Source organism: Pedobacter glucosidilyticus (genome assembly GCF_002483235.1).
Classification (GTDB): Bacteria; Bacteroidota; Bacteroidia; order Sphingobacteriales; family Sphingobacteriaceae; genus Pseudopedobacter; species Pseudopedobacter glucosidilyticum_B.
In genome coordinates, this window is record NZ_DLHN01000038.1 from 46,147 (window position 1) to 64,629 (window position 18,483).

The 18,483-nt window shown below is 36.5% G+C and carries 14 protein-coding genes; 4 read left to right on the plus strand and 10 right to left on the minus strand.

What is annotated here, in order from left to right; translation table 11 throughout:
• Positions 1-441 precede the first annotated feature (441 nt).
• A complete protein-coding gene (locus B2745_RS16210; protein WP_304068852.1) occupies positions 442-2,028 on the plus strand; it encodes a peptide chain release factor 3 in 1,587 nt (528 codons plus the stop codon).
• Positions 2,029-2,213: 185 nt separating this feature from the next.
• On the opposite strand, the gene B2745_RS16215 is transcribed toward B2745_RS16210, so the two are convergent.
• From B2745_RS16215 to fucP, 4 genes are read right to left on the minus strand one after another with little or no spacing between them, the layout of a single operon-like run.
• Positions 2,214-3,230: a zinc-binding alcohol dehydrogenase family protein gene (locus B2745_RS16215; RefSeq protein ID WP_304068853.1), complete on the minus strand. Its 1,017-nt coding sequence runs from the start codon at positions 3,228-3,230 to the stop codon at positions 2,214-2,216.
• A gap of 12 nt (positions 3,231-3,242) precedes the next feature.
• Positions 3,243-4,070 (minus strand): amidohydrolase family protein, encoded by an 828-nt coding sequence (locus tag B2745_RS16220; protein ID WP_304068855.1) that lies wholly within the window; start codon positions 4,068-4,070, stop codon positions 3,243-3,245.
• Between the two features lie 20 nt (positions 4,071-4,090).
• The gene (locus tag B2745_RS16225; RefSeq protein WP_304068856.1) at positions 4,091-5,107 is read right to left on the minus strand and encodes an aldo/keto reductase; all 1,017 of its coding nucleotides are present in this window, start codon (positions 5,105-5,107) and stop codon (positions 4,091-4,093) included.
• 6 nt (positions 5,108-5,113) lie between these two features.
• Positions 5,114-6,364 carry an L-fucose:H+ symporter permease gene (gene fucP / locus B2745_RS16230; protein ID WP_304068857.1) on the minus strand — a complete coding sequence of 417 codons (1,251 nt, stop codon included), beginning with the start codon at positions 6,362-6,364 and terminating at the stop codon, positions 5,114-5,116.
• A 100-nt stretch (positions 6,365-6,464) separates the two neighbouring features.
• On the opposite strand from fucP, the gene B2745_RS16235 reads away from it, so the two are divergent.
• Together B2745_RS16235 and B2745_RS16240 are read left to right on the plus strand one after the other, a co-directional pair.
• Positions 6,465-7,505, plus strand: a complete 1,041-nt coding sequence (locus tag B2745_RS16235; RefSeq protein ID WP_304068858.1) for a LacI family DNA-binding transcriptional regulator — start codon at positions 6,465-6,467, stop codon at positions 7,503-7,505.
• Between the two features lie 287 nt (positions 7,506-7,792).
• Positions 7,793-10,651: a S8 family serine peptidase gene (locus tag B2745_RS16240; protein WP_304068860.1), complete on the plus strand. Its 2,859-nt coding sequence runs from the start codon at positions 7,793-7,795 to the stop codon at positions 10,649-10,651.
• Here the strand turns inward: B2745_RS16240 and B2745_RS16245 are convergent.
• The gene (locus tag B2745_RS16245; protein WP_304068862.1) at positions 10,648-11,202 is read right to left on the minus strand and encodes a thymidine kinase; all 555 of its coding nucleotides are present in this window, start codon (positions 11,200-11,202) and stop codon (positions 10,648-10,650) included. The two genes, B2745_RS16240 and B2745_RS16245, sit on opposite strands and share 4 nt — an antisense overlap.
• A gap of 124 nt (positions 11,203-11,326) precedes the next feature.
• Between B2745_RS16245 and B2745_RS16250 the strand changes: the two genes are divergently transcribed.
• Positions 11,327-12,322: a hypothetical protein gene (locus B2745_RS16250; RefSeq protein ID WP_304068864.1), complete on the plus strand. Its 996-nt coding sequence runs from the start codon at positions 11,327-11,329 to the stop codon at positions 12,320-12,322.
• Here the strand turns inward: B2745_RS16250 and rodA are convergent.
• From rodA to B2745_RS16275, 5 genes are all read right to left on the minus strand, one after another.
• A complete protein-coding gene (rodA, locus tag B2745_RS16255; protein WP_304068866.1) occupies positions 12,312-13,580 on the minus strand; it encodes a rod shape-determining protein RodA in 1,269 nt (422 codons plus the stop codon). The genes B2745_RS16250 and rodA overlap by 11 nt on opposite strands.
• A complete protein-coding gene (gene mrdA, locus B2745_RS16260) occupies positions 13,570-15,504 on the minus strand; it encodes a penicillin-binding protein 2 (RefSeq protein WP_304068868.1) in 1,935 nt (644 codons plus the stop codon). The genes rodA and mrdA overlap by 11 nt, the downstream gene beginning before the upstream one ends.
• Positions 15,501-16,019 (minus strand): rod shape-determining protein MreD, encoded by a 519-nt coding sequence (locus B2745_RS16265; protein ID WP_304068870.1) that lies wholly within the window; start codon positions 16,017-16,019, stop codon positions 15,501-15,503. Before B2745_RS16265 ends, mrdA begins: the two co-directional genes overlap by 4 nt.
• Positions 16,020-16,850, minus strand: coding sequence for a rod shape-determining protein MreC (gene mreC / locus B2745_RS16270; protein ID WP_304068872.1), 831 nt, complete (start codon positions 16,848-16,850; stop codon positions 16,020-16,022). It abuts the gene before it with no gap.
• 92 nt (positions 16,851-16,942) lie between these two features.
• Positions 16,943-17,965: a rod shape-determining protein gene (locus B2745_RS16275; RefSeq protein WP_026904572.1), complete on the minus strand. Its 1,023-nt coding sequence runs from the start codon at positions 17,963-17,965 to the stop codon at positions 16,943-16,945.
• Positions 17,966-18,483: the final 518 nt, after the last annotated feature.

The window sequence follows — 18,483 nt, forward strand, 5'->3', positions numbered from 1 at the left end:
TAAAGAAGTCTTGAAAGTAGTTCTTATAAAATATTATCTTTCTGTGCTTCTGATTTTTACTCACATTACAAAGCTACTAAAGTTGTTCTAAAGTGAAACATGAATTTTGCTTTTTTTGATTCACCAAAAACAAGCTAACCGAAACACATGAGCAACAATTTAGAACTTTATTTATTAGTTTTTATTAATTTTAGGGGTATTCATAAATTCATTGAAGATTCCTTTGATTCCTTCTGGTCTCACAAAAGGAACAAGCCTCGCTGGCAATAGAGGCGCTAAAAACCATCTAAACGCATTATTTTATATTAATTTATTGGAATGCTTACCTAAAGTAGGCAGGCATTAGATCTTAACTTAATCCAAAATTATGTTTTAATACAATCTACCTCAGCATCCGATAAATTGCTTATTTTTGCGCCCTGTTTAAAGTACCTCATCAAAATGTTAGAAAAAGAAATCAATAAAAGAAGAACCTTCGGAATTATCAGTCACCCCGATGCCGGTAAAACTACACTAACAGAAAAACTCCTTTTATTTGGAGGTGCTATACAAAAGGCAGGAACTGTAAAACGTAACAAAGCCGAAAAAACCGCTACCTCCGATTTTATGGAGATAGAAAAGCAACGTGGTATTTCGGTGGCTACTTCCGTGATGGGGTTTGAATACAAAGATATTAAAATCAACATCTTAGATACCCCAGGTCACAAAGATTTCGCTGAAGATACTTATCGTACCTTAACAGCGGTCGACTCGGTAATCCTAGTGGTAGACTGTGTTAAAGGGGTTGAGGAGCAGACACGTAAATTGATGCAGGTTTGCAGAATGAGGCATACACCTGTTATCATTTTCATCAACAAAATGGATAGAGAGGGTAAAGACCCTTTTGATTTGCTGGAAGAATTAGAAAAAGAGCTGAATATCTCTACAAGACCATTAAGCTGGCCAATTGGAATCGGACATACTTTTAAAGGAGTTTATCAACTTCACAAAAAATCTTTAAACCTTTATAGCCCTAATAAAAAGGAAATTGCAGACGATGTTATCGCCATAAACGATTTAAACCAGCCAGAATTAGACCAAATGTTGGGGCAAAATGCTGCAAATAAATTAAGGGAAGAAGCAGAGTTAATTGAAGAAGTAGCAGAACCATTTGATTTAGGCTTATACCGTTCGGGCTATTTAGCTCCTGTTTTCTTTGGTAGTGCAATCAATAATTTTGGTGTACAGGAGCTCTTAGATACTTTTATTGAAATTGCCCCTACGCCACAAGGACGCGAAGCTAACCTAAGGTCAATAACGCCTACGGAAACTAAGTTTACAGGTTTTGTATTTAAAATACATGCCAACTTAGATCCCAACCACCGCGATAGGATAGCATTTTGCAGAATTACCTCGGGCACTTTCTTAAGAAATACTTTTTATTACCATACCCGATTAGATAAGAAATTAAAATTTGCCTCTCCAACCAGTTTCATGGCAGATAATAAAAGTTTAGTAGAAGAAGCTTATCCCGGAGATGTTATAGGTTTATACGATGCCGGAAACTTTAAAATTGGAGATACGCTTACAGAAGGAGAAAAGCTGCAATTTTTGGGGATACCTAGTTTTTCGCCAGAAATATTTAGAGAATTGGAAAATACCGACCCTATGAAGACGAAACAGTTAGAAAAGGGTATTAACCAGTTGAGTGATGAAGGAGTAGCACAATTGTTTACCGTAAATCCTGGAAACAGAAAAATTATTGGTACTGTAGGAGAGTTACAGTTTGAGGTGATTCAATTTAGATTGAAACAAGAATACGGAGCTTCGTGTATTTTCAGACCCTTAAATTTTTCTAAATCAAGTTGGGTGTCTGCAACTACACCGGCAGCTATGCAACAGTTCTTAAAAGCCCAAGCCTCTCGTATAGGTTACGATAAAGAAAGCAGACCCGTTTTCTTTTCTTCCTCACAATGGGATTTAGAATATACAGCAAAACAGTTTCCAGAGATAAGTTTTCATGATACATCTGAATGGGATAGATTATAAATGGCAGAATATGCTCCTGAAATAGCATAAAAAATAAGAGATTGTTAAATCACCATTTTTTGTCAGGCTGAGGCCCCTGTCTATTAGCTAGCCAGGGGTGCCTGGGTTTTTTCTGAGTATATCAGAGTACAGTAAACCTCGCTCAATTTGATATACAATGTTTTTCAAAAACGCCTGTTTGTATTTTAATCCAAATCTACTACAGCTTTAATAACGCCATTTTCTGGATTTAGCCAGGTATGAAATTGATCTTTAACCTCATCAAACTTTACACGGTGTGTAATATAAGTTGTAGGGTCAACTTCATTGTTTTCCATAGCTTTTATCACATGTTCAAAATCCTCACGGGTGGCATTCCTACTACTCATTAAAGTAGCCTCTCTTTTATGAAACTCTGGATGATTAAAGCTGATATCTCCTTTTTGTAAGCCTATCAAAACAAATCTTGCTCCATGCGCCATATATTGGAAAGCATTGTTGATAGCCTTTAAGTTCCCGGTAGCGTCAATAACTACGGTTGGCATATCTCCCTGTGTAATAGTTTTTAGTTCTTCGTTAACATCTGCTTGCAAAGCATGAATAGTATAGTCAACTTTTAAGCGCTCTTTACAAAAAGCAAGTCGGTTTTCATTAATATCTAAAGCAATTACTTTTGCCCCGGCTATTCGAGCAAACTCCATCGTACCTAAACCAATAGGTCCGGCACCAATTACCAAAACAAATTCGCCAGGTGTAACTTGTGCTCTTCTTACGCCATGTGCACCAATAGCCAAAGGTTCTACCAACGCCAAAGCATCAAAACTTAATTGATTGCCATGCAATAAGGCATAAGAGGGTACCGATACATATTCTGCCATACCACCATCAATATGAACACCAAAAACTTGTATAGCGGCACAACAATTAGGCTTCTGATTTCTACAAGCCACACATTTGCCACAGTTAAAATAAGGGATGAAACTTACCGACTCTCCAACTTTAAAATCAGGTGCACCATCCACGGCTATAAGTTCGCCAGCCAGCTCATGACCCAATATCCTAGGGTAGCTAAAGAAAGGTTGCGTACCTTCAAAAGCATGTAAATCTGTACCACAAATGCCTATTCTTTTTATCTTAATAATGGCTTTTCCTTTTTCTAAAACAGGTTCTGCGGCTGTTTTATAAACAAATTTCCCCGGTTCCTGGCATGCTAATACTTTCATTAATAATTTCTGTTATATGTTATAAAATTGGGCAGCATTTTCTCCCATCACCTTGCTTTGCTCTGTGCTGGATAAAGATTGTATGTAAGTTTTAAAAATATCTAAAACCTGCTTATAATCAGCAGCAACGCGGCAAACCGGCCAATCGCTACCATACATCAGCCTATCTGTACCAAAGGCGTTAAAAACAATATCCAGATAAGGCTCAAAATCTTCTTGTTTCCAATGCTTCCAATCGGCTTCTGTAACCATACCCGATACTTTGCAGGATACATTTTCATACTGAGCTAGTTTTTTGATAGCTTTTTCCCAGTCCGTAATTTTTTGATGTTTAATATCCGGTTTAGCGATATGGTCTAATACGAAAGGCTGATTTGGAAAAGCCTCAACCAAAGTGCTGGAGAAGTTAATTTGGTCTTCAAAAATCAGGATATCATAAGTAAAACCAAATTGCTGAAGCTTAGAAATGCCATTCATGAACGATTTTTTTAACATCAATGCTCTATCTTGTTCGCCTTGTAAAACATGGCGGAAACCTTTCATAATTGGAAACTGCTGGTAATAAGCCAAACGTTCTTCTATATTGTCAGCTTGTAAATCAACCCAACCTACTACACCTTTGATGAAATCATTTTTAGAAGCGTTAGCGAGCTGGAAATCATTTTCTTCTTCTGATTGATGAGCTTGTACCGTAATACAACCATCTAAACCGTTTTCTTTTAAAATAGGATGTAAATCTTCAGGTAAATGATTTTGCCTGATGATAGACATATCATCAGAAATCCAATCGTATTTTATAGGGTCGTAAACCCAGAAATGTTGATGTGCATCTATTTTCATAATTGTACTAAATGCTTAAGTTAAGGTTTAAAGGTGATTAAATTTTCTTCTTCAAGTTTTTGCCAAAAAGCGTCACAAATGTAATCATTTGCCATGGCTATATTACCTTCAACACGCTTAGGATTACTGGTATTAAGTGCTATACTTTTTACACCGGGTGCCAATAAACCAAACTGTACACAAGCACTTGCGGGTTTAACATCAAAGTTGGCACAGATTTTATAAAACTGATCTCTCCATTTAAATAACTCTTGATATTGAGGCTTATCTCTACTTACAGGAACGTAATTGTAAAAATCTCCACCTGTTAAAAAGCCAGCATTAAATACTGCCGAATTGATGATGCTTACACCTTTTTGGCTTAAAGCGGTCATAAAATCTAGTAACTCTTTCGGGTGACTATAAACTGTCATGCTGTTAGCTATCATCACCCAGTCAAAATCTAAATCGGCGCTAAGCTCTTTAATAATCTTCCAATCTTTAGCACCTATACCAATAGCTTTAACTTTACCCTGGCTTTTCAAATCAAACAAGGCTTTGTAAGCATCCAAAATGTTTTGATACCTTTTTAAACGGTCTTCTGCCGAGCTTGCTGAAATTAAATACTCATCTGGGTCATGTACAGAGACCATCTGCGGGATATAAGCCCCCAATAGCTGGTTGCCTTGCTCAAAGCACTCTAAAATACCATCGTAGCTTATTTTTTGTACCGCATCGTTTTTAAGGTTTTTCCAAACATAAGGCTCAAAAGTAGGTTCAGCAGTTTTAAGCTCAGTACGTAGCCAACCCAGTTTATTGCTAATCATCACTTCTTCTGGTTTAACGTTTAGTTTCTTCAGGCAATTGCCTAGAGCTTCTAAAGCCAATCCAGCACCATATTTACCGGCACTATCAAACACCACGGGCTTATCAGAATGTAGAAAGCATTGTTTAACAATTTCTAGTTTGGTATCATCATCTAAAGCCGTAAATAAATTACCCAGGCTGCTGGTTCCAAAAATTACTTTTGGTATTTGAAGTCCTTTGCTACTATCCATAAAAAATTAATGAGCTGCTGTAAGTTTTAAGTTTTCTATCTTGATGTTTTTAATGGCAAAATATAAAACCATGAATAAGCAAATAGCAGGTACAATATAAGCTATTTGTATATTGCTGATGTCTGATACTGCACCCATAATCACCGGGAAAACTGCACCACCTACAATAGACATAATCACCAATGATGAACCGTCTTTTGTTTTACTTCCTAAGCCTCTTACGCTTAAAGCAAAAATGGTAGGGAACATAATAGAAAGGAAGAATTGTACCGCTGTAAGTGCATAAATAGTAAACATACCCGATGTAAATACCGCTACCAATAAAAGTAAAATAACAATAATGGTATAAGCAGCCAATAATTTTGGTGGAGCAATAAACCTCATAAAGAACGTACCAGCAAACCTGCCAATCATAAAGCCTAATAAAGCACCAGATAAATAATAAGCTGCCGATACTTCATTGATACCTACAACATAACCACAAAAACGTATAAAAAAGCTACTGATACAAACTTGTGCACCAACATAGAAGAATTGAGCCAGAACGCCTTGTATTAGGTTTTTTTCTTTCAAGATAGAACCCTTGCTTTCTAAAGAATCATCTTCTTTTATTTCTGGCAAATGGGTTCTCCACAAAAATATAGCTACCAGCAATACCACTATCCCAATTACAATAAAGGGCAACTGTACAGATGCTGCTTCCTGTTGTAAAAAGCTATCTATTTCAGCAGGAGACAATCCACTTTGCGTATCGGTATTAAATTCTTTTCCTGATAGGATGAAACGCCCACCTATAGCCGGAGCTAAAAAAGCTGCTAAGCCATTAAAAGATTGCGCAAAGTTTAGTCGCTGTGTGCCTGTGGCAGGGTCGCCCAAGACTGTCATATACGGGTTGGCCGCAGTTTCTAAAAAGGTTAAGCCACTAGCAATGATGAATAAAGCAGCTAAAAAGAATACAAAAGAACGTGTTTCTGCTGCCGGATAAAATAAGAATGCACCAATGGCAAACATCATTAATCCAAAAATGATACCGCCTTTATAACCAAAACGCTTCATAAATTTACCTGCCGGTATGGCAAATAAAAAGTAAGCAATATAAGAAGCAGAGTCTATAAAGGCAGATTGTGTATCTGTTAGCTGACAAGCTTTTTTTAAGTGAGGGATAAGAATAGGGTTGAGGTTTAAAGCAAAACCCCATAAAAAGAATAGTGAGGTAATTAGGATTACCGCAAATAAAGGTTTGTTGTTTGATTTCATTTTTTTTAAAGCTTATAGTAGGTTAGCAACAAATATAGGCTATAGGAAATCGATTTCTAAAATATTCTTTCATTTTTTTTAAACTGTTTTATGTAGTTTTATGGCTATCGTTCCCATGGCCAAAAGAGAAAAGAGAATAACCATTTATGATTTAGCAAAATCATTAAACATTGCACCATCGTCTGTATCGAAGGCATTGAATAATTCGCATGCCATCAGTAGCAAAATAAAAAAGATGGTGGAGGATAAAGCTAAAGAGCTTAATTATGTGCATAATACCAATGCTGCTAATTTAAGACGAGGTTTTACGCGTATTATTGGCGTTATCGTACCTAAAATAAATGAGTCTTTTTTTGCTAATATCATCGCCGGGATAGAAAAAGTTTGTGTGCAGCATCAGCATAGTTTAATTATTTGTCAAACAGAAGAATCACTAGAAAAAGAGGTGAATGCGGTACAAACTTTAATCAGACAAAATGTAGATTGCATCCTCATCTCTTTATCGCTAGAAACACAATCAACAGCACACCTAGAAGAAATCAAGAATAACCACATCCATTTCATACAGTTTGATAGAATATCGCCAGCCATAGATAGCTATACTGTTGTAAATGATAATGAAGCAGCCTCTTATCAAGCAGTAGCGCATTTAGCCAAACAAGGTTACCAAAACATAGCTTATTTTGGTGGTCCTGCTCATTTAAATCTTTATCAGGAAAGAAAACAAGGGTATAAAAATGCACTCAAAGACTTCGGATTAACTTTTTACGAAGACTTTGTGAAGGATGAAATTATTTCTACGGCAAGTGGTAAACAAGAAGCACTGCATTTACTCCAGACTAATGTAAAACCCGATGCTTTTTTATGCACTTCTGATTATGTTTCTTTAGGGGTACTAGAGGCTTTACAGCAATTAAATTTATCATCTCCGAAGGATGTTGGCATTATAGGTTTTGCAAACGAAATGTTTACACAACTTGTTCAGCCTTCTTTATCATCCGTAAACCAATTTAGTTATGAAATGGGCGAGCAAATTGCCGAGCTTTATTTTAGCGAAGTGATGAAACAAAAAGAGCATGAAGAGATAAAAACTATTAAAGTAAAGACAGAAATTGTTCAACGAGCATCGTCAAGTAGATAATACACAAAAGCCCATAAAAACGTTAAGCCCCAAACCGGGGAGGAATGGAGCTTAAACTAACCAATTATAAACCTAATTTTTATGATAGGACACTTTAAAATTCGTATAAACACTTACGTTCTTTACGATGGTGTAAAATTAACACTATCTTAGGTTGTAATCGTCATGGTATTGTCATGAGCATATAATGCTTTTGTTACATTATGGTGTTTTTACGGTTAAAAATAGGGTTTTTACATGCTAACATTTCTTTAAAATCCATACCTTAGCAAAACCTTTAGCGATATATGAGAATAAGCTCTTCATTATTAGTGTGTTTCTGGCTGTTTAGCGTTTTTACCACGCTAGCTAATGATGGGTTGAAAAATAAAAAGTTTAAACTGCCTCCAGGTGTTACCGTCAAAGATATTATCCCTAATAGCTTAATCATTAAATACAAAAATATCAGTACTGCTGCAACACGCTCCGTACAAAACAACATCGCCTCTGGAAAACAAAAAATTCAGTTTTTAAAGCATGAACCTGTTATAAAATTAAACCATATCTATGACTTACCTATCCACAAACAATTAGCTTTGGATAAGGCAGGTTTAAATAAGGTTTATGAAATAGAATACCGTTCTAGCCAGTCTATAGAAAATGTTATAAACACCTTACTAGAACAAGAAGAAGTAGAATATGCCGAGCCAAGATATATCTACCATACCTCTTCTGAGCCTAATGATCCATTTTTTCAGCAAGGAACTCAGAATCATCTTTTGCGGGTAAATGCTGTAGAAGCATGGAATATACAAAATGCTGCAAACGGGCAAATTATTGCCGTTGTAGATTCTGGGGCAGACTTAGAACACGAAGATTTAGCCGCTAACATTTATCTGAACAATAATGATCCTGTAAATGGTATAGATGATGATGGCGATGGCTACATTGATAATTACAGAGGTTGGGATTTTGTTGGAGCTTCTTTTACAAACGGAAGACCAGATAACAATCCCGATATTCCGTCTGATAGTTTAGACCACGGAATGCATGTTGCTGGCATTGCCTCTGCTGTAGCTAATAATGGTGTTGGGATAGCTAGTTTGGCTAAAGATGCCAAATTAATGATTTTAAAAGCAGGTTCTGATGATAATGCTACAGCTATATACAGAGGTTACGAGGCCATTTTATATGCAGTTAATAAAGGAGTAAAAATTATCAACTGTTCTTGGGGTGGGCCTGGCTTTAGTGCTTACGGACAGGATGTGATTAATTTTGCGGTAAGTAACGGATGTTTGGTAATTGCAGCAGCAGGTAATAGTGCGAAAGAAGGATTAGACTATCCAGCAGCTTATAATGGCGTTTTGGCTGTTGCAAACGTCAATAATAGTGATATTAAATCAAGCAGTTCTAGCTATGGTTTTGATGTAGATATTGCCGCACCCGGTCAAAATATTTGGAGTACGCTAAATAATGATACTTACGGAACAAAATCAGGTACATCTATGGCTACTCCTTTAGTATCCAGTGCAGCGGCTCTAGTTGCTGCAAAATATCCTCAGCTATCTGGGCCTGCCATCGGAGAAATTTTAAGATTAAGTACCGATAATATTTACAGCTTAAGTGGGAATAGCAATTTTGTAAATAAACTGGGCAAAGGCAGGTTAAATATTGCTAAAGCATTAGAAAGTACACCTGCTATAGCCATCAGAAAGCAAAATATCATCTTACAAGATAATTCTGACGGAGTTTTAGCCGGCGGAGATACGGTTGAACTGGCTATAGATTTAAAAAGCATTTTAGGGAATGTATCCAATTTAAATGTAACCCTCAGCACAGATAATCCTGATGTAACCGTTATTACATCAAATTTAGTTTTAACGCAATTAAATCAAGATGAAACCAAGCAACTTGGTTTTTTCAAAGTATTCTTAGCCCCAAGAACTCAAGAAAATGTTGAGGTAATTTTTAAACTTCAATACGCATCCTCAAATTACCAGGATGAAGAGTTTTTTGCATTGAGGGTAAATCTTGATTATTTGAATATCAATGAAAATCAAATAGCTACAACATTAACAAGTAACGGAAGGGTAGGATTTAGCGCTCAGGATGCTCAAAACGGCTTAGGGTTTGTGTATCAGAATAAAAATTTACTTTATGAAGCTTCCTTAATGATAGGGAATAGTACAAGTAGAATTTCTAATAATGCAAGAGCTCCACAAATTGGCAGAGCCGAGGAAGATTTTCTTAAAATCGCCAGACCTTTAAAAGAAATTGATGATACAAATGTGCTGGTTGCAGCCTCAACTTTTAATGATTATGGCTCTAACAGTCCCTTAGATGTACAAGTTATAAATAAGCATTATGCTTATAAAAATGCCCCAGATGATAAATATGTTATCGTAGAGTACTTGATTAAAAATAATAGTATTGTGCCATTAAATGGCTTGTATGTAGGTTTATTTTGTGATTGGGATATTGATAATAGTGAAGAAAATATTGTAAAATACAGGCCTGATAAATCATTAGCATATACCTATTCTGTAAACCCCGGAAATCCTTATACAGCCGTTAAAGTGCTAAATACAAACGCATCTGTACAATTTTACCCCATGTCTTACCAATTGGTTGGTGATATTTTAGAAGATGATTCTTTTACCCGGGCAGAAAAATTTACCAGTTTAAGTAGTGGTATATTTAAAACAGAACTTGGCGAAAGTTTAGGCGGTTTAGATGTGATGTATACCATGGGTGTAGGCCCTTACAATGTGGCATCAAAAGATTCTATACAAGTAGCTTTTGCCTTTATAGGCGGAGACAATTTAAATGATATCATCCTATCAGCAGATGCAGCACAAGAAAAGTTTGCAAGCTTACAGCTTTTTGAAGCAGAGCCAGTTTTGAAATTCGAGGTTTCTCAAAATTATCCAAACCCAACAAAAGGAAATACTTTTTTTGATGTTGCTTTGCCAGAAGCAGGCAGTTTATTTGTTGATTTGTATGATATTACTGGAAAGAAAATCAAGCAAATTTATGGCACTGCCCTTCTAGGTGCAGGCAAGCACACCCTTTCTACCACACTTGATGATTTATCTGCTGGAATTTATTTTGCAGAGTTTCAGTATCGCCAAACCAAAGAAGTTGTTAAGCTAATTTTAACAAACTAAGAATTGTGGTAACAAACCCTGCAACGAGGCTCGTAGCTTTCTTTCTCTCCTAAAAGTACTTTATTAGTGTTTTCTATCAGTCTATAGCTATAGAGTGCTGGTCCTCCACATTTTACACAAACTGCCTGTACCTTGGTAACCTCTTCGGCAATGGCCATTAAAGCGGGCATAGGCCCAAAAGGCTTGCCTGTAAAATCCATGTCTAAACCAGCAACAATCACCCTTATACCTTTATTCGCAAGTTTAATACAAACATCGGGTAATTCCTCATCAAAAAACTGTGCTTCATCAATACCAACCACCTGGGTATTACTACCGTATAATAGTATGGCTGATGAATGCTCAACCGGGGTAGAGTGTATAGAATTTAAATCGTGAGATACAACAGCAACTTCATCATAACGGGTATCGGTTTTAGGTTTAAAAATCTCTACCTGCAATTTAGCAATCTCAGCTCTTCTTAACCTTCTGATTAACTCTTCTGTTTTACCAGAAAACATAGAGCCACAAATAACTTCTATGTTTCCGCCAAATTCGCTTTTTCTTTTCAAGATATTGTCTTTAATAATATAATTATTTGCTTCTGTAAGCGTTGAGTGAAACGAATATCAGAATTTTAATGTTATTTTTGACTGAGTATTTACCAACATCGTTGAGCCAAAAAATATAATCAATATGATGAATAAGCAGGAGATTTTAAAGAAAATAGGAAATATTATTCTGGAGTTAAATGAGCAACATCAATACCTCAGCCAAGTTCAAAAAATAAATATTCTTGAATTAGAGCTATTTACTGCTAATGCTGATTTTTTGATAGATCATATAGAAATTTTAAAAAAGCTAAACGATACCAAAAATTGGCAAGAAGATGTCAACAGTATACATACAGCTAAACCTGTTTTGGAAGAACCTGCTGCCCCTCCTTTGATAGAGCACCATCAAGTTATAGAAGTTGTATCAGAGCCTCAAGCTCATCAAGAAGAGATTGCTGACGATGAACATACCTTAAACGAACCTGCTTTACCAGAATTTAAGTTTTCTTTTGATGAGCCAGAACCTACAGAAATGATTTTTGATTTTGAAAAAAAGTTATCAGTAGAAGAAGTTTTTGACAGAGTGCTTACAGCGGAAGAGCAACGTGTGTTGGCAGAGAAACAACAAGCTTTAGCGCCTATGGCAGAAACTGAAATTCAGGAGATGGATCAGCAGGATGAAAATATCCTACTTGAACAAGAAGCTGAGCCTTTTATCATAACTCAGGATAAACCAGCACAACTCCTAGAAGAAGAGCCTGTGCAAACACCGCCACAATCCATAGCCATTACTCAAACTATTCCAACAGAAAAACAGGCAGAGGCAGAGAAGCCAAAATCATTAAACGAAGTTTTATCAGCCAATAGAGAATTGCCCGGTGCTAAATCATACAGCAGACCTATCGCAGACTTAAAAGCTTCTATCTCTTTAAATGATAAAATGATGTTTATAAAAGAATTGTTTAATGGGTATAATTTGGCTTATAGCGAGGCCATAGAGATTTTAAACAGGTTTGATAATTTCGAAGCCTCAGACAATTTCTTGATGAAAAATTATGCCGATAAAAATAACTGGGCAGCCAAACAAGAAGTTGTAGACCGTCTTTACGAAATTTTAAACAGAAAATTTAAGAATTAATCCCCATTCGGTTTGCATCAAGCTTGAGCAGGATAAATAAGAGTATCGTAAAACTAATTAAAGACGAGCCTCCATAGCTTAAAAAGGGTAAGGGTATACCGATAACAGGCATCAAGCCAATCGTCATGGCAATGTTGATGAAGAAATGGCAAAATAAAATACATGCTACCGAGTAACCATAAATCCTGTTGAAAGAGGAGCGTTGTCTTTCTGCCAATACAACTATTCTAAGCAATAAAACCAGATAGATAAGAATAACGGTAAAGCTACCAGCAAAGCCCCATTCTTCTCCTACGGTGCAAAAAATAAAATCGGTACTTTGTTCGGGTACAAAGTTAAACTTAGTTTGGGTGCCTTGTAAATATCCTTTACCCAGCAAACCTCCAGAACCAATAGCTATTTTTGATTGGTTTACATTATAACCTGCACCTCTTAAATCTGTAGAAATACCTAAAAGAATATCAATCCTCCCTTTTTGGTGAGATTTTAAGACATGATTATAAACAAAATCTACACTAAACATAAAGATGATGGAGAGCGCAAAGCCTGCTATAAAAGTGGTCAGAAGTTTCCGGTTTTTTTGGTAATGATAAATAAGCAATCCCGTAAGGGCAATTAAAGCCAAACTTACCATCAACTTCCCAAAAAGTAGGGTGGTGATGAAAAGGATAATCATCAATACACCAGAAATAAGATAATAGGGAGAAAGCCCTTCTCTGTAAAGTACCAAAATTAAGGAACCAAATACCATAGCAGATCCGGTATCAGGCTGTAGCATAATCAAAAACATAGGCAAGCCCAAAATAGCGGCACAAACTACCTGTGTTTTCAAATCAGAGAGTTTAAAATTGCCTGAGCTTAAATATTTAGCCAGCAATAAACAAGATGACCATTTGGCAAACTCAGAAGGTTGCAGCCTGAAACTTCCTATAGGTATCCAGGCTTGGTTACCGCCAACATTTCTTCCTATCACAAGTACCACAATTAAAAGAAGAATAGTTATGGCATAAAATATAGGCGAGAATGTGCTAAAGAACTTGGCATCCATAAGCAGTATGGCAGTACCTGTAATAATAGCTACAATAATAAAAATCAACTGTTTACCAAAATTGGTATTCATATCAAAAATAGATACGGTTTCATCCGTAAATACCGCAGCATAAATATTAAACCAGCCAATAGCCATCAATAGCAAGAAAAGTAGGATAGTAAAGCTATCTACGTTAAAGAAAAAACTACGATTATGGTTATTGTTCATCTTTCTTACTACTTATTTGGGTACTAGCAGGTATCGCATTGCTGGCAACAGGTTTACTAGTGGTACTATCTTTCTTAATACCAGGCCTAAGCACTCTTTTTTGTCCTGGTAATAAATTGGCTTTTATGATTCTTTCTGTATAATACTTTGGTCTGGTGATAGAGTCTCTAAGGTATTTCTCTATCATTAAACTTGCAATTGGGGCCGACCAAGTAGAGCCAAAGCCAGCATTTTCTACTACTACCGCAATAGCAATTTTAGGATTTTGGCGTGGCGCAAATGCTACAAATACCGAGTGATCCGCACCATGAGGGTTTTGTACCGTACCTGTTTTACCACAAATTTCTATATCAACAATCTTAGAAAAATAACCCGTACCTCCGGGGGCATTTACAACCCTACTCATTCCTTCAATAACAGGTTCAAAATATTTAGCATCTATACCTGCACTATTTTTTATGGTATATTCTTCTTTGATGATTTTCTTATCGCCAATGGCTTTAATCAGGTGTGGTTTATAATAAAAGCCTCTGTTAGCAACAATGGCCATCACATTTGCCATTTGTAATGGAGTAATGCCTAGCTCGCCCTGTCCAATAGATAAAGAAATATTAAAACCCGAGCCCCATTTATTACTGCCCCATCTTTTGGTAAAATAATCTGCAGTAGGTATCAAGCCATCTCTTTCGGCAGGTAAATCAATCCCTAGCTCAGCCCCAATCCCAAACTTCATGACCGCTTCACGCCATCGGGTATAGGCTTTAAAAGGCTTTAAACCAGTTTTGTCAATCATCCTTTGATAGGTATAACCGTAATAGGTATTACAAGAACCCTCAATAGATTTTTCAAGTGCAATGGTGCCATGTACGTGGGTACAGCCCATAAAACCTCTGCTACCATAGCGGTAACCACCAGGGCAATGGAAAGTAGTTTGGGCCGTAATAGCACCCATTTGCTGGGCTACTAAAGCATTAACCACTTTGAAAATAGAGCCCGGAGGATACTCAGCCTGCGTTGGCCTGATGAACATAGGTTTAAAAGGATCCTTCAGAAGCTTCATATAATTATTCCCCCTTTGGCGGCCAACCATTAAGTTAGGGTCGTACTTAGGGCTGCTTACAAAGGCTAAAATTTCGCCGGTAGCAGGTTCAATAGCTACTACGCTACCAATTTTATTATTCATCAATTGCTCACCATACAATTGTAGCTCTTTATCTAAAGAAGAAATCAGCTTATCTCCGGCAACAGCCAAAGTATCATATTTACCCTCAAAAAAGCTTCCTTGCTCTCGGTTATGCACATCAACCATGATGTTTCTTACCCCTCTTTGCCCTCTCAATAAATCTTCGTAAGATTTTTCAATACCCGATTTTCCTATATAATCCCCTTGGGTATAAAAACCAGCATATTTTTCAATTTCTTTATCGTTAACCTCGCCAATATAACCTAAGAATTGCGCAGCGGTAGAGTCGGGGTAATAACGTACAGAACGGGCTAAAACATAAAAACCTGGAAACTGAAATTGCTTTTCCTGAAAAGCAGCATAAGTTTTAGCAGAAAGTTGTTTTTCAAATAATGATGCCCGGTAAGGCGAATAATTGTTGGCCTTCTTATACTTTTTATCAAACTCCTTTTTGGTTATATCAATTAAACGGCAGAATTCTACCGTGTCAAAAGGTTTTACCTGTTTAGGGATAATCATTAAATCATAAACAGGTTCGTTTTGAACCAAAACCTTCTCGTTTCTGTCTAAGATGATACCTCGGGCTGGGTAAATGATAAGTTTTCTGAGTACATTGTTATCCGCAGATAGTTTATAACGGTCATCAATAACCTGAATGTAAAACAGGCGAGCCAGTAAAACCAAAGCGGTAACAATAAATAAGCCTTGGATAATGTATCTACGAGTAAAAAAACTATTCATTTACGCTGTTTTTTTCTATAAAAAAGAGCTTCCGTAATTAATATTAACGTTACCGTAAACGTTGAACTTATCAGAACCCTACTGAAGGTATTAAGTATTTCTGCAAATTTAAAAACCTCCAGATTAAACAGAAAAAAGTGATGAGTTATGGTAAGGATAAGTGTATAAAAGAAAAACCATCTAAAACCCATAATACCTAAGGTAGGCTCTGGGTCGCTATCATAATTGTCTTTTTGTACGGTAATGCTGATGAAAAATACCCTCATTAAAGCTAAAACAGTACAAGCAGCAGCATGCAAGCCTAAAGTATCACTAAACAAATCAATACTAAAACCCATTAAAAAAGATAGGGTAAATAGCAGGATGTTAGGAGTTTCAAAAGGTAATAATAAGATAAAAAGAATATATAAAAAAGGAACATTAAGGTTGTAAAACACCATATTCTTTAACAGGAAAACCTGTATAAAAACTAAGATGATAAACCTTAAAACGTTAAATAACAGAATTCTGCTCATTTATAATTCTTTATTTTGTGCCTCTAGTAATAACTGCTCTGCGGCAAAATTATTTTTGATAATATACACATGCTGCAAAGCATAAAAATTAGTCGATAGCTTTACGCTGATATCTAAAAAGCTACCACCACCTTTAACACCAGATTTTAATACAGTACCAACCATAATCCCTTTAGGAAATATCACCCCTAAACCAGAGGTTACTACCTTGGCTTTTGGTTTGATATTTAGCTGGTTAGGTATATCTGTTAAAGTTACGATTTGCGAGTTTTCACCATCCCATACCAATGGTCCAAAATACGGAGTACCTTCTATAGATGAGTTAATGCGTGTATCCTCATGAAGGATAGATTGTATTGAAGAGAAGTTTTCCGAAACATTCCACACAATACCTACCACACCTGATGGACCTATAACCCCCATTCCTTTTTTGATACCGTGTTTACTGCCACGGTTAATCGTTAAATAGTTATTTCTGGAGGTGATAGATTTATTGATAACTTCTGCCTCGATATACTCATATTGCACCTTATTGATGGTGTCTGTGATTTTTTTACTAACCAGGCTATCGTTAAAATAAGCTGAGGGTAGTTTGCTTCTTAAGAGCGCATTTTCACGGGCTAAGCTGTCATTTACAACCTCAAGATGAAGATATTTACTGATGTTGTTATAGCGTTCGTAAAAATTCCCGACAATTTGGTTGGATGTGTTTAAAGTGCTGGAGCGTTGAAAATCATTGTTCCTAACCAATAAAACAATAGAAATTAGGAAGAATATGACAAATAAAAAGAGGGCATTATAATTACTAATAAACCTCCAAAGATTGCGCATATTGTATTTGATTTACGATTCTTGATTTTAGATTTACGATTTTATTTGCTATGCCTGATCTAAAATCGTAAATCTGAAATCTTTTTTTTTGACTATTGCATTAAGAACTTAAAGTTCTGGATATTTTTTAAGGATATACCAGTTCCCCTCACTACTGCTCTTAAAGGGTCATCAGCTACGTGAACAGGTAATTTAGTTTTAGAACTGATCCGTTTATCTAAACCTCTTAATAAAGCACCACCACCAGTTAAATAAATACCTGTTTGGTAAATGTCGGCAGAAAGTTCAGGAGGTGTAATTTCCAGAGCTTTTAAGATGGCTTCTTCTATTTTAGAGATAGATTTATCTAAACAATGTGCAATTTCTGTATAAGAAACCGTAATTTGTTTAGGCACACCCGTCATTAAATCTCTACCTTGTACAGCAAAATCTGCAGGAGGGTCTTGTAGCTCTGGTAGGGCAGAGCCTACTTCAATTTTAATTCTTTCGGCTGTACGCTCACCAATCATGATGTTATGTTGCCTGCGGATATAATTTACAATGTCAGAATCGAAGTTATCTCCAGCAGTACGGATAGATTGATCGCAGACAATACCAGAAAGCGCAATAACTGCAATTTCTGTAGTACCACCACCAATATCAATAATCATATTACCCATAGGTTCTTCTACATCAATACCAATCCCAACAGCCGCAGCCATAGGCTCGTGTATCAGGTAAACTTCTTTAGCACCAGCAATTTCAGCAGAGTCTCTTACGGCTCTTTTCTCAACTTCTGTAATACCAGAAGGGATACAGATAACCATTCTTAAAGATGGAAAGAACCAGCCTTTACCACCATTAATCATTTTAATCATACCTCTAATCATGTGTTCTGCTGCGTTAAAATCAGCAATTACACCATCTTTAAGCGGACGAACAGTTTTGATATTTTCGTGAGTTTTACCCTCCATTTGCATGGCTTGCCTGCCAATGGCGATAACTTTATTGGTAGTTCTGTCAAAAGCAACTATAGATGGTTCATCTACAACCACTTTGTCATTATGTATAATTAGTGTATTAGCAGTACCTAAATCGATTGCTATTTCCTGTGTAAACCAGTTGAATAAACCCATTTATTTTTTTGATATAGAGAGATGCAAAGGTGCAAAAAATAGTCTTAATCCTAAGCATAATTCGACTATTTTATTGTAAACAATTTAAATTTTTCATGGTCTTTAATAAAAACGTCTAGGCAGTAGAAACTATACTGTCATCCTGAGCGGAGTCGAGTTGTCATCCTGAGCGGAGTCGAGTTGTCATCCTGAGCGGAGTCGAAGGAAAGAAAAGGCTTCGACTCCGCTCCGCCTGACACAAAATGTTGATTGGAGACAACCTTTTCTTTACCATACTGAGTAAGAGCCTTACGTGAAGCGATAGCTTCGCTGTGTTCTCCTAGTTTGTCACCGTCTAGTTTGTCACTGCGAGGTACGTGGCTTCTCTGTCATAACTTATATGAAGAGATAGCTTCAGTATGTTTATTTAGTTTGTCACCGCCTAGTTTGTCACCGCGAGGTACGTGGCTTCTCTGTCATAACCTGTTTGAAGCGATAGCTTCACTATGTTCGCCTAGTTTGTCACCGCCTAGTTTGTC